This is a genomic window from Mesorhizobium sp. B2-9-1, assembly GCF_006439455.1.
In the GTDB taxonomy this organism is placed as follows: Bacteria; Pseudomonadota; Alphaproteobacteria; order Rhizobiales; family Rhizobiaceae; genus Mesorhizobium.
In genome coordinates, this window is record NZ_VFTP01000003.1 from 170,858 (window position 1) to 182,807 (window position 11,950).

General features: G+C 64.6%; 12 protein-coding genes. 8 read left to right on the forward strand and 4 right to left on the reverse strand.

Going from position 1 to position 11,950, the window contains the following annotated elements:
- The first annotated feature begins 20 nt into the window (after positions 1–20).
- The 4 genes from FJW05_RS08290 to FJW05_RS08305 are packed head-to-tail and all read left to right on the forward strand — an operon-like array spanning position 21 to position 4,233.
- Complete coding sequence (locus tag FJW05_RS08290; RefSeq protein ID WP_246673281.1) at positions 21–1,223, forward strand: cytochrome P450; 1,203 nt, start codon at positions 21–23, stop codon at positions 1,221–1,223.
- Entirely contained in the window at positions 1,220–2,710 is a 1,491-nt protein-coding gene (locus FJW05_RS08295) for an aldehyde dehydrogenase (protein ID WP_140630212.1), read from the forward strand. Before FJW05_RS08290 ends, FJW05_RS08295 begins: the two co-directional genes overlap by 4 nt.
- A 28-nt stretch (positions 2,711–2,738) precedes the next feature.
- Positions 2,739–3,614, forward strand: coding sequence for a hypothetical protein (locus FJW05_RS08300; protein WP_140630215.1), 876 nt, complete (start codon positions 2,739–2,741; stop codon positions 3,612–3,614).
- 31 nt (positions 3,615–3,645) lie between these two features.
- Complete coding sequence (locus tag FJW05_RS08305) at positions 3,646–4,233, forward strand: YceI family protein (protein ID WP_140630218.1); 588 nt, start codon at positions 3,646–3,648, stop codon at positions 4,231–4,233.
- A gap of 203 nt (positions 4,234–4,436) precedes the next feature.
- Here FJW05_RS08305 and FJW05_RS08310 read toward each other — a convergent pair whose 3' ends face one another.
- Entirely contained in the window at positions 4,437–5,183 is a 747-nt protein-coding gene (locus tag FJW05_RS08310; RefSeq protein ID WP_140630221.1) for an IclR family transcriptional regulator, read from the reverse strand.
- 160 nt (positions 5,184–5,343) lie between these two features.
- Here FJW05_RS08310 and FJW05_RS08315 point away from each other — a divergent pair, with 160 nt between their 5' ends.
- From FJW05_RS08315 to FJW05_RS08330, 4 genes are all read left to right on the forward strand, one after another.
- Positions 5,344–6,735, forward strand: a complete 1,392-nt coding sequence (locus FJW05_RS08315) for a transaminase (protein ID WP_140630223.1) — start codon at positions 5,344–5,346, stop codon at positions 6,733–6,735.
- A 3-nt stretch (positions 6,736–6,738) separates the two neighbouring features.
- Complete coding sequence (locus FJW05_RS08320; RefSeq protein ID WP_140630226.1) at positions 6,739–7,536, forward strand: SDR family oxidoreductase; 798 nt, start codon at positions 6,739–6,741, stop codon at positions 7,534–7,536.
- The gene (locus FJW05_RS08325; protein ID WP_140543983.1) at positions 7,533–8,306 is read left to right on the forward strand and encodes an SDR family oxidoreductase; all 774 of its coding nucleotides are present in this window, start codon (positions 7,533–7,535) and stop codon (positions 8,304–8,306) included. The genes FJW05_RS08320 and FJW05_RS08325 overlap by 4 nt, the downstream gene beginning before the upstream one ends.
- 219 nt (positions 8,307–8,525) lie before the next feature.
- Complete coding sequence (locus FJW05_RS08330) at positions 8,526–9,254, forward strand: autotransporter outer membrane beta-barrel domain-containing protein (protein ID WP_140630228.1); 729 nt, start codon at positions 8,526–8,528, stop codon at positions 9,252–9,254.
- A 67-nt stretch (positions 9,255–9,321) separates the two neighbouring features.
- Here FJW05_RS08330 and FJW05_RS08335 read toward each other — a convergent pair whose 3' ends face one another.
- From FJW05_RS08335 to araH, 3 genes are read right to left on the reverse strand one after another with little or no spacing between them, the layout of a single operon-like run.
- Positions 9,322–10,101 (reverse strand): SDR family oxidoreductase, encoded by a 780-nt coding sequence (locus tag FJW05_RS08335; protein WP_140543913.1) that lies wholly within the window; start codon positions 10,099–10,101, stop codon positions 9,322–9,324.
- Positions 10,094–10,984, reverse strand: a complete 891-nt coding sequence (locus FJW05_RS08340; RefSeq protein WP_140630231.1) for an aldose 1-epimerase — start codon at positions 10,982–10,984, stop codon at positions 10,094–10,096. The genes FJW05_RS08335 and FJW05_RS08340 overlap by 8 nt, the downstream gene beginning before the upstream one ends.
- Before the next feature lie 13 nt (positions 10,985–10,997).
- Positions 10,998–11,948 (reverse strand): L-arabinose ABC transporter permease AraH, encoded by a 951-nt coding sequence (gene araH / locus FJW05_RS08345; RefSeq protein ID WP_140630234.1) that lies wholly within the window; start codon positions 11,946–11,948, stop codon positions 10,998–11,000.
- Positions 11,949–11,950: the final 2 nt, after the last annotated feature.

The window sequence follows — 11,950 nt, forward strand, 5'->3', positions numbered from 1 at the left end:
CCTCTTCCATCGCAAAGGGAGTGACGGCATTGACCTTTGCCGAGACCATCACCGTCGAAGCACTGGAATGCGATCCCTATCCGATCTATGCGGAACTGAGGCGCAGAGCGCCGGTGGCTTTCGTGCCGGCGGTCAACCTCTGGTTCGTCACCCGCTGGAAGGATGTCGAGACGGTCGCCAAGTCGCCCGATATCTTCTCGGCGGTTGTCGGCACTTCCCCGGTTGAGCGCTCGTTCGGCAAGCCGACGATCCTCACCACCGACGGCGAGACGCACAAGCAATTGCGTCAGGGCGTCGACCCAAAATACCGGCCACGAACTGTCGCTTCTTACGCCGGCGACCTCGTGCGCTCCATCGCAGGACCCTATCTCGACGAAATCGCCGAACGGGGCTCAGCCGAGCTGATGGCCGACTATTTCGAGCCGGTGTCGACGCTCAGCCTGGCGCGCTCGCTCGGCCTTGCCAACATTGACATGCCGACCTTGCGGCGCTGGTTCTATGGGCTTGCCCAAGGTGCCATCAATTTCGAGAACGACCCGAAGCGGCAGGAGATCGCCGACGCCATCAGCGCCGAGGTCGGCACCGTCGTCCAGCCGACGCTGGAGCGGCTTCTCCACGAGCCCGACGATTCCGCGCTTTCGCACATGTTGCATGACGGCATGCCCGCGGGCTCGACCCGCCCGATCGATTTTCTGATGCCAAGCATCAAGGTGATCCTGCTCGGCGGCATGCAGGAACCCGGCCATGGCGCCGGCTCGATCCTTGCCGGCCTGCTCACCCATCCCGAACAGCTGCGGCAAGTGCTCGACGATCCCGAGACTTTCGTGCCGAAGGCCGTCGATGAGGGCCTGCGCTGGGTGGCGCCGATCGGTACCCAGACGCGTCAGACGACACGTGCGGTGGAAATCGGCGGGGTCACGATCCCCGCCGTCGCGCCGGTCGCGGCACTCGTCTCCTCGGCCAGCCGCGACGAAAGCCGTTTTTCCGATCCCGACCGCTTCGACATCAATCGAGACGAGGGCAACCACGCCGCCTTTGGCTTCGGCCATCATTTCTGCTCGGGCCGCTTTTTCGCGCGCGAGCAGATGTGCCTGGCGGTCCGATTGCTGCTCGAACGCTTTCCCGGCCTGAGACTGGTGCCGGGCAAGGAACCAGTCTTCCGCGGCTGGGAGTTCCGCGCGCCAACCGCGCTGCATGTCACAATCGGAGCCACCGCTCAATGATCAACCAGACCACCATCGACACGCTGCGCAAGGCGGAGGTCGGAGCGCGACGTCTGTTCATCGATGGCGTCCATACGGATGCGCAGAGCGGCGCCAGCCTGCCGGTGATCTCGCCGATCGACGGCCGCTCCTTCGCCACCATCGCTGACGGCGGGGCCGCCGATGTCGACCGCGCCGTGGCCTCGGCGCGCAAGGCATTCGAAAGAGGTTCGTGGTCGCGCTCAGCACCTGCCTTCCGCAAGAAGGTGCTGACGAAGTTCGCCGAACTGGTGGAGAAGCATGCCGACGAACTCGCCGTGCTCGGCGTGCGCGACAACGGCACCGAGATCGCCATGGCCTACAAGGCCGAGCCGCTGTCGGCTGCGGGCACGATCCGCTACTATGCCGAAGCTATCGACAAGGTCTATGGCGAGATCGCGCCGACGGCCGACAACGTGCTCGGCCTGATCCACAAGGAGCCGCTCGGCGTCGTGGGTGTCATCGTACCCTGGAATTTCCCGCTGATGATCGGCGCCTGGAAGATCGCGCCGGCGCTCGCCGCCGGCAACGCTATCGTTGTCAAGCCGCCGGAGATCGCCTCGCTCACTTTGCTGCGGCTGGCCGAGCTGGGAGCCGAAGCCGGACTGCCCGAAGGCGTCTTCAACGTCGTCACCGGTCGCGGTTCGGTGGCCGGCGAGGCGCTCGGCCTGCATATGGACGTCGATGCCATCGCCTTCACCGGCTCCGGGCCGGTCGGCCGCCGGCTGCTTGAATATTCCGCGCGCTCCAACCTGAAGCGCGTCTTCCTCGAGCTTGGCGGCAAGTCGCCCAACATCGTCTTCGCCGACGCGGTGGACCTGAAGCAGGCAGCCGTCGTGTCGGCCAACGGCATCTTCCGTAATTCCGGCCAGGTGTGCGTCGCAGGCTCGCGCCTGCTCCTCCAAGCTTCGATCTACGACCGTTTCATGGACGAGCTTGTCAAGGCAACCACGAAACTCAAGGTCGGCGATCCGCTTGATCTCGCAAGCGATATCGGCGCGGTGTCGAGCGCCGAGCAGCTCGACAAGAATCTCGGCTTCGTCACCAGGGCGGCAGAGGAGGGCGCCCGCCTCGTCACCGGCGGCGAGCGTATCTTGATCGAGACCGGCGGCAGCTACATGGCGCCGACGATCTTCGAGAACGTGACTGGAGAGATGCAGCTTGCCCGCGAGGAGGTGTTCGGGCCCGTGCTTGGCGTCATGCGCTTCGAAACCGAGGAGGAAGCGGTGCGCCTCGCCAATTCGACCGTCTACGGCCTGGCCTCGGCGGTGTGGACCGCGAACCTTTCGACTGCTCACCGGATGGTGCGCGCCATCAATGCCGGCGTCGTCCACGTCAACACCTATGGCGGCGCTGACATCACCGTGCCGCTCGGCGGCGTCAAGCAGTCCGGCTTCGGCCGCGACAAGTCGCTGCACGCCATCGACAAATACACCGACCTGAAGACCGCCTGGATCGCGCTTGGGTGATCGTTTGAGCGCGTTTCTGGGCAATCCGATGGTCACCACAGCCGCGCTGCCGCTGTTGCTCGGCCTCATGCTTGCACTGCTGGCGAGATTTGCCTTTCCGGCATCATCACGCATCCTCTCTCTGCTTTGGGCGGCATTGCTGCTGTTTTTCTATCTCGATATGCTCGGCGCGCCGGTCGTGCCGCCTATCGCCGCCAGCCAGAAGCTGATCTATCTCGCCTTTGCCGGCATCGTGTTAGGCCTCTTGCCCGAGCGCGTCCTGACCGGTCGAACAGCCGGCGTTCTTGCCGCTGCCGCCATCGCCGCGGCCATCCTGTGGCTCGGCTGGCGCCGCATCGCCTCCGGCTCGCTTGACCTACAGATGGTCGCCGCCGCCATCGCCGGCTTGCTGATGATCGCCGGCACCGCGATGCTGGTTCACATGCGGGCCGGGTCGTCGCTGTCGGCCGAGCAATCATTCCTCGCGCCGGCGGCGGTGCTGGCCGTGTTCGTGGCCGGCGCCATCATCTCGGTGCTCGGCGCGGCGATCGTCACCGGCCAATTGCTCGGCTCGCTCGCCGCGCTGACAGGCGGCTGGTGCCTCGTGCAGTATGTCGCGTCGCTGCGCGGCGGCATCGCCGCCGGTTGGAGCAAAGGCGTCGAATTTCCGCTGCTCTACGCCGCCGCGACAATCCTCATCCAGGTTGCGCTGCTCGCCCCGAAGGCGAACCCAGTGGCGCTGATGCTTTCCCCCTTGCCGCTGATCGTGGCCGCGCTTGTGCCCGGCCCGCTGCAAGGCCTGCTTCCCGGCGCCGGGCCATTGCGGCCGCTGGTCGCCGGCCTCCTGATCGCCATACCGGCGATGTTGGCTGTGCTCACGGCGATCGTTTGGGCGCCGCATGGGGCAGCCCTCGGCTTTTCCTGAGCCACAACAATAACCCAACTGGGAGAGAGACGTGACGACAAGAAACCTGATCGCCGCCCTTGCCTTCGCCGGCGCCTCCGCGCTGACATCGGCCGCCAATGCCGACAATTACGTGATCGACGGCCAGCACGCCTGGATTACCTTCACCATCAAGCACGGCATTTACGGCATCGCCCACGGCCAGTTCGACGCTGTGAAAGGCGCGATCGTCATGGACAAGACCGATCCGACGAAGAGCAGCGTCAAGGCTGAAATCGATGTCGGCTCGGTCCATACCGCCTTCGATCAGCGCGACAGCGACCTCAAGGGACCCGACTTCTTCAACGCCGCGGAATTCCCGACGATCGGCTTCGAGAGCACCAAGATCGAGAAGCTCGACGACAAGACCGGCAAGGTGACCGGCACCCTCACCATCAGCGGCGTTGCCAAGGAGATCACCCTCGATGTCAAGCTGCTCAACGAAGCGCCGGCGCCGTGGGATGCGACGCTGACCAAGGCGGCGTTCAGCGCCACCGGCAAGATCAGCACCGCCGACTTCCCGATGGCAAAGGCTGCCGACGGCTTCGGCCTCGGCCCGGACGTCGACATCCTTATCGATCTTGAGGCGATCAAGAGATAGGCCGTCCGGGGCGGGGTACGGCTGCGCGACCGAACAGCGCCGCGCGGCAGGCTGGCACGCTGCTGTCCGTCCAGAATGAAGTTGGCACAACGGTCACCGATCATGATCGCCGGTCGCAGCAGCGTTGCCGCTGGTCGGGCGCGGCATGATCAAGGCGTCGCGGATGCGCAGGCGCGGCACGCGGCAACGCCAGAGATGACCGGTTACGCCTCGCCGGTCAGCCGCACTGAGATCAGCCGCGCCGCCTTGATCGCCGCTTCGCCCTGGCTTGCCGCGACCGCATCGTCGACGCGTGAGACGGGTGAAGCCACCGCCAGCGTGCCGATCGGGTTGCCGTCCGAGCCGAGAATCGCCGCACCAATGCTGTGCACGCCTTCCTCATAGCCCTGGGCGCTGCGCGAATAGCCGCGCGAGGCGGCGAGGCGCACTGCCTCCATCAGCCTGTCCGGCTGTGTCATGGTGTGCTGACTGAATGGCTGCAGCGGCCCATCGAGATATGCGCTGACAACTTCCGGCCGCGAGGCAGCGAGGAAGGCGATGCCGGATGCCGTGCCATGCAGCGGCAGCACTTGGCCGACATCGACATTGACGCGGTTCGCCTTGGCCGACAGTTCGACATGCACGGTGAGCAGCGCCCCGGCGCTGAATTCCGACAAATGCACGGTCTCGCCGGTCTCGATCGACAGGTCGCGCACCACCGGCGCCGCCAGGCGCACGAAAGGGAAATGCGCGTCGCGAATGCGCGCCAACCGCGACAGGCCGGCGCCCAGCCGGTAACGGCGGCTTTGCGACTCCTGCTCGATCAACCGGCGTTCGGCAAGCGCCATCAGCAGGCGCCTGGCAGTGGCCTTGTCGAGGCCGGCCTTGCGGGCAAGGTCGGATAGGCCGATCTCCGGTTCCGCTAGCGTAAACAGCTCCAGCAGCGAAACCGCCTTGCCGACTGTGCTCATTTTCGATTCTCCAAGATACTTCGCATGTGAATTAACTTGACAGCGGCCGAAACGCCTTGCAGTCTCCCTATAACATACAAAACGACGGTTCACATAATGAACCGAACTTAAGACCGGTTGGCGCCCTGAGGCAACGGCGCACAAGGAGACTTGCGCCGTGATGGCTGATGCCAAAAAAGATCCGCATTCCGTAATCATCGGCGACCTGCTCGACCGCGAGCAGCAGCGCTTCCGCGACACGCATCCGCGCTCGGCAGCGGCGTGGGAAGAGGGCAAGCAGCATTTCCTCTATGGTGGCCCGTCGCACTGGATGCGCCGCTGGGCCGGCGGCTTTCCGATCTACGCGGCTTCGGCGCGCGGAGCGCATATCAGCGACATCGACGGTCACGACTATGTCGACTTCGCGCTTGGCGACACCGGCGGCATGTGCGGCCATGCGCCGGAAGCGGTGACGCGCGCCGCGCTTCGTCAGCTGCAGAACGGCACAACCATGATGCTGCCGACCGAGGACAGCCTGTGGGTCGGCGCCGAACTCACGCACCGCTTCGGCCTGCCTTACTGGACGCTGACGACTTCGGCCACCGACGCCAATCGCGGCGCCATCCGCATTGCCCGCATGATCACCGGCCGCGACAAGGTGCTGGTGTTTTCCGGCTGCTATCACGGCGGTGTCGAGGAGGCGCACGTCGAAATCCGCGACGGCAAGGTCGGTATGCGCAACATGATCCATCCCAACGGCGTCGACCATTCCGCCGTCTCCAGGGTGGTCGAGTTCAACGACATCGCGGCGCTCGAGGAAGCGCTGTCGCATGGCGATGTCGCCTGCGTGCTGACCGAGCCGCTGATGACCAATTTCGGTATGATCCCAGTCGCCGAGGGTTTCCACGCCGCATTGCGCGAGATCACGCGCCGCAGGGGCACGGTGCTCATCATCGACGAAACGCATACCATCTCCAGCGGCCCAGGCGGCTACACGGCGCTGCGCGGGCTGGAGCCGGACATTCTGGTCGCCGGCAAGGCAATTGCCGGCGGCATTCCGGCCGGCGTCTTCGGCGTCTCGCAAGAGATCGCCGAGCGGCTGTGGAAGCTTGTGCCGATGGTCAATCCGCGTGTGCGCCAGTCGGCGCATCTCGGCATCGGCGGCACCTTGGCCGGCAATGCGCTGACCGTCGCCACCATGCACGCGGTGCTGGAAGAGGTGCTGACGCCGGCGAATTTCGAACTCATGATCGCCAACACCACGCGCCTTGCCGAATCCGCCTGGGGCATTATCCGCGCCAACAAATTGCCCTGGCATGTGACGCAGGTCGGTGCCCGCGCCGAGATCATGTTCATGCCCAAGCCGCCGCGCAACGGTGCCGAGGTCATTGCCGGCCGGCGCGGCGATCTCGAAACCTTGCTGCACGCCTTCTACATGAACGAAGGCATCTTGGTGACGCCCTTTCACACCATGTTCCTGATGTGCCCGGCGACCTCGCCGGCCGATGTCTACCGTCATACGGACGTCTTCGGCCGCTTCGTCGATCTCGTGCGTAGCGCTGGCGTCGTCTGAGCGATGGCGAACCCGTTCGACCTCACGGGCAGGGTGACGCTGGTGACCGGCGGCGGGCGCGGCATCGGCGCCGCCATCGTCACGCGCTTCGCCGAGGCCGGCGCCTCGGTCTTCATCGCCAACCGCACATTGAATGTAGCGGAGGCGCTGGCGGCCGACCTCTCGACGCGCGGTCTTTTCGTTCGCACGGTCCCGCTTGCCGGACTCGACCGCGCCGCGCTCCATCGGCTTGTCGGCGAAATCGTGCGCGAGGCCGGCCGCCTCGACATCGTCGTCCACAACGCCGGCGGCTGCCCCTGGGCCTCGGTCGAGGAGCTTGATGCGGACAAGCTCGAAGAGGCGCTGGCGGTCAACCTGAAGTCCTGCTTCTGGCTGGCGCAGGCAGCGTCTCCGGCGATGCGCGCCAATGGCTTCGGCCGCATCCTCGTCACCTCGTCGGTGTCGGCGCGCGTCGCCATGGCGGGCGGGGTGCACTATTCGGCGGCCAAGGCCGGCGTCAACGCTTTCATCCGGGGTGCGGCCTTCGAATTCGCGCGCGACGGCATCACCGTCAACGGCGTCGAACCTGGCTTCATCGCCAAGCCCGGCCGCGGCACGATGAGCAAGCCCGAGGCGGCGGCTCGGCTCGGCCGGTTCATCCCCATGGGCCAACTCGGCGAGGCCGACGACATTGCCTACGCCATGCTCTACCTCGCGTCCGAGCAGGCGAAATATACCACAGGCCAGACCATCGTCGTCGACGGCGGCTCGACCTTGCCGGAGACCGGCTATGCCGTCGAGCGGCACTGGGGGCTCGCATGAGCCGCCGCCTCGAAGGCCGTAACGCACTGGTCACCGGTGCGGCCACCGGCATGGGCCGCGCCACAGCCGAGCTGTTCGGCCGCCACGGCGCCAAGATCGTCGCCTTCGGCCATGGCGAGGACGTGCTGGAGGAAGCGGCGAAGGCCAGCGGCGGCATCGCCGTGCGCGGCGACATCACGCAGGCGGGTGATATTGCCCGCGCCATTGACGCCTGCAGCGGCCGCCTTGACATAGTCGTCAACGCCGCCGGCGTGATGATCCTCGACGAGCCAGAGACGCTGAGCGACGAAACCTGGGCGATGAGCTTTGCCGTCAACGTCACTGGTTCGATGATGGTCTGCCGCGCCGCCCTGCCGCTGCTCAAGGAACGCGGCGGCGCGATCGTCAACATCGCCTCCGTCGGCGCCTTCAACGCCAGCGGCCAGAACGCCGCCTATTCGGCAAGCAAGGCCGCTCTGGTTTCTTATACCCGCTCGCTGGCCTACGCGCACGGGCCCGACGGGATTCGCGCAAATGCGGTGGCGCCGGGCTGGGTGCGCACGCCGATGAGCGTCTACGAAATGGAAGTTGCGGCCGCCGCCCGCGGCACGACGCCCGAAGAGGAGTTCGCCGCGCTCACCGGCCGCATTGCGCTGCGGCGCGTGGCCGAGCCGGCCGAGATCGCCAATTGCTGCCTGTTCCTGGCCTCCGACGAGGCGTCCTTCGTCACCGGCGCAGTGCTCGTCGCTGACGGCGGCGGTCGCGCGCCGACGCAGAACAGGGCCGTCTGATGCGAACGGAACCATAGATATTGGCCAGTCCGCCGCGGGCGCTGGCTGATGGCTCTGGGTGAACAAATGACCGACTGAAGCATCGACCCGGCTCCTTTCGCGACCCGCCGGACCATACGAGATCATACGAAGAATATGGGTTGGCTAACCATCCGCTAAACCATTGATTTTCCTTAGCAGTCTCACATCCTCCGGGCCCACCATTATCATTATTTATCAATGATTTGGCGCCTATTTCTCCCTTCGGTTAGCCAAGTTCCTTTGGCGACCCCACGCTACGGGACCGCCTCGTCGGATATCTTGTCGATCTACGGTGTCGGCTCGATCCAGGCCACCAGTTACGGCTTCGGCGGCACGCTGACCTGGTATGGCGACAACGGCTTCTACACCGACGCTCAGGGCGAGATGACCTGGTATGACAGCGATCTGAAGTCCGCCACGCCGGGCAGAGAGCTTGCCAAGGGCAACAACGGATTTGGCTATGCGCTGAGCATCGAAGCCGGCCAGAAGCTTGCGCTGCAGGGAAAATGGACGCTGACGCCGCAGGCTCAGCTCGCCTATTCCTCGGTGCGCTTCAACAGCTTCACCGATCCGTTCGATGCGGCGGTATCGCTGAGCGGCAGCGATGTTCTGATCGGCCGCGCCGGCCTATCGCTGGACTATGAGGATGCCTGGACGGGCGCGCAAGGCAAGATCAGCCGCTCGCACCTTTACGGCATCGCCAACCTCTATTACGATTTCTTGGACGGCAACGACGTGGATGTGTCGGGCACGGCGCTGCATGAGCACGACCAGCCGCTCTGGGGCGGTGTGGGTGTCGGCGGATCGCTCTCCTGGGCGGACGACCGCTACACGGTCTACGGCGAAGCCTTCGCCAAATCGAGCCTGAAAAACTTCGGCGACAGCCGGGCAATCGGCGCAAAGCTCGGCTTCAGCGTGAAGTGGTGAGCGGAGTGTGGTGATGAATACGGCCCGTATCCTCGCATAAGTGGGGCTGGCTGGCCGCCGGCCAGCCTTACACCGCGTGTTGAAGCTGGCTGAGCCCGCCATCGACGACAAGGCATGCGGCATTCATGAAGGGGCATTCGTCGGAAATCATAAACACCGCCGCAAGGGCGATTTCGCGGACCGACGCGATGCCACCGCCGGGATGCAACGCCATTGTTTTGGCCCGTGCTGCGGCCGGATCGGGAAAGCTGTTCCAGTAGTCGATCACCTTTCGCGTCTCCACATAGCCAGGCGCCAGTGCATTCACCCTTATACCCCGAGCGGCGTATTCGAGAGCCAGCGATCTCGTTAGGCCGAGCAGCGCATGTTTGGCGACCGGGTAGGGGAAGGTGTGCGGGATGATCGTGAAGCTGTGGGTCGAAGCGATGTTGAGGATGGTGCCGCCACCATTTTCAATCATTCCCGGAAGTGCCGCCTTGCTGCAGTTCCAGGCACCTTTGACATTGACATCGAAATTGCGGTTCCACTCTTCTTCGGTCGCCTCCAGCGGTGTTGAAAACACGTTCATTCCTGCATTGTTGATCAGCGCGTTGATAGGGCCGATTTCCCTGTCGGCCCTCGTGACGGCATCGGCGATAGCGGCCCCGTCACTGACATCCGCGGTGGTATGTCCGATATGACCTTGCGGCGCGGACAGGCCGGCGACGGTCCGGTCGAGCAGGTCCCCATCGCGGTCGACCAAGAACAGCCTTGCCCCTTCGGCAAGGCACGCCTCGGCTATGGCCAGTCCGATGCCTTGCGCGGCGCCCGTCAGGAAGATGCGTTTGCCGAACAGCCGATCAACCATGGTTGTTACTCCAGTCGAAGACAGTCATTGCGAATTCCGCGCTGAAAATGCCGCCGGGAGCAAGCATTACAAGCCCCATTGGGTCGGTCTCCAAATGCTTCAGCGCATTAGGGGCGTGGCTCATCGGCTCCAGACAGAAGAAGCTGCGGTCGCTGTCCGGCGCATAGAGCATGTAGCGGCGGAGTGCCGGGCTGGCTTCGATTTCAAGTCCCAGCCTTTGTTCCGGCCAAGCGATCCGCGCCTGTCCGCTCCAGCCTTCGAAACAATTGTTCAGCCAACGGTCGGGCAGTCGGCGTGGCGTTGAAAAATCGACATCGTCCGCCAGCGCAACCCGCTCCGCCGGCAGATGTCCTGCGCGTTCGGTCCACCAGTCGCTGGCAGGCGCGAAAAGGGTGGTCAGCGGCGTTCGTGGAAAGAAGGGATGAAAGCCGAGGCCGAAGGGAAGGGCGATTTCGCCGGTGTTGGTGACCGAGATCTGGAGCGCCAGGCGCGCGCACGAAAGGCTGAACGACTGTCGCGCGTGATAGGCATGGGGCGAACCGAAACCCTCCGGCTTGTCAAAGCACAGCTCGACATGATCGGCTCGGCGCTCGGTCACCTCCCAGGCCTCGAGCCATCCATCTCCATGGATGAATAGAGGATCGGGCGCATTGGGCGCCAATCGGAACGTTCGGCCGCCGCAGGAGAAAGCGTTGCCTTCAACGCGATTGCCGATCGGCACCAAAGGAAAGCAGGCGCAATCCGCAACGTCGAATTCGGCCTCGCCTTTGTAGGGACGCAAGAATGGCACCCCTTCGGCCGTATGCCCGTCGACGACAGCGCCTCCCTGCGGGCTGATCCGGACGCTCAACCGATCGTTCTCGATGAGTATCCGGGGTGACATGCGATCGCCCGGCTCAGCGCCTTCCGAATGCCGACGAGCGGAGATTGTCGAGCAGCACCGCGAGCAACAGGATCACTCCGCGCACGATGTATTGGTAGAAAGCCGCGATGTTGAGTAGGTTCATTACGTTCTCGGCGATACCCATGATCAGCACGCCAACGATGACGCCCGACATGGCGGCGCGACCGCCGGCCAGCGAGACGCCGCCGAGGACGCAAGCCGAGATAACGGAGAGCTCCAAGCCGACCGCCGCGTTGGGCTGGCCTGAGGTGATGCGTGAGGCCAAAAGGATGCCCGCGATACCGCAGACGAAGCCTTGCAGCGCGAAGATCCAGATGCGCGTCCTGTCGACATTGACGCCGGCCAGCCGCGAGGCTTCCGGATTGCCGCCGATGGCCAGTGTATTCTTGCCGAAGACGGTTCGGTTGAGCACGAAGCCGAAGATCCCGAACAGTATGGCCAGCACCCAGATCGGCGTCGGTATGCCGAGCAGTTTCGACAGTGCCAGCTGGTAGAAATCCGGGCTGTTGATGCCAACGGCGCGGCCGTCGGACGAAATCAACGCGAGGCCGCGCACGATCTGCATTGTGGCCAGCGTCGTGATCAGCGCGTTGATGCGGAATTTGGCGATGACGACGCCGTTGATGAAGCCGACAAAGGTGCCGCAGGCGATTGCAGCGAGAAGCCCGAGCAGGATCGAGCCCGACGCGTTCGATGCCATCACGGCGACCATGCCGGCGAAGGCGACGATCGAGCCGACCGACAGATCGAAGTCGCGCGCGGCAAGGCAGAACATCATGGTGCAGGCGACGATACCGACGGTGACCACCGATTGCAGCAGGCCAAGCATGTTGCGGTCAGTCAGGAAGTTCGGCACCAGCAGCGAGACCAGCGCGAACGCAACGACGAAGATGACGACGAGCCCCTGTTCGCCGAGCACGATCTTCTTCAACTGACCGGTCATGG

Excerpts from the sequence above, each read along its gene's own strand:
- FJW05_RS08320 (WP_140630226.1), top strand. The coding sequence starts at position 6,739 with ATGGCGAACCCGTTCGACCTCACGGGCAGGGTGACGCTGGTGACCGGC.
- FJW05_RS08315 (WP_140630223.1), top strand. The coding sequence starts at position 5,344 with ATGGCTGATGCCAAAAAAGATCCGCATTCCGTAATCATCGGCGACCTG.
- FJW05_RS08300 (WP_140630215.1), top strand. The coding sequence starts at position 2,739 with ATGGTCACCACAGCCGCGCTGCCGCTGTTGCTCGGCCTCATGCTTGCA.
- FJW05_RS08330 (WP_140630228.1), top strand. The coding sequence starts at position 8,526 with ATGATTTGGCGCCTATTTCTCCCTTCGGTTAGCCAAGTTCCTTTGGCG.
- FJW05_RS08310 (WP_140630221.1), bottom strand. The coding sequence starts at position 5,183 with ATGAGCACAGTCGGCAAGGCGGTTTCGCTGCTGGAGCTGTTTACGCTA.
- araH (WP_140630234.1), bottom strand. The coding sequence starts at position 11,948 with ATGACCGGTCAGTTGAAGAAGATCGTGCTCGGCGAACAGGGGCTCGTC.
- FJW05_RS08295 (WP_140630212.1), top strand. The coding sequence starts at position 1,220 with ATGATCAACCAGACCACCATCGACACGCTGCGCAAGGCGGAGGTCGGA.
- FJW05_RS08340 (WP_140630231.1), bottom strand. The coding sequence starts at position 10,984 with ATGTCACCCCGGATACTCATCGAGAACGATCGGTTGAGCGTCCGGATC.
- FJW05_RS08335 (WP_140543913.1), bottom strand. The coding sequence starts at position 10,101 with ATGGTTGATCGGCTGTTCGGCAAACGCATCTTCCTGACGGGCGCCGCG.
- FJW05_RS08325 (WP_140543983.1), top strand. The coding sequence starts at position 7,533 with ATGAGCCGCCGCCTCGAAGGCCGTAACGCACTGGTCACCGGTGCGGCC.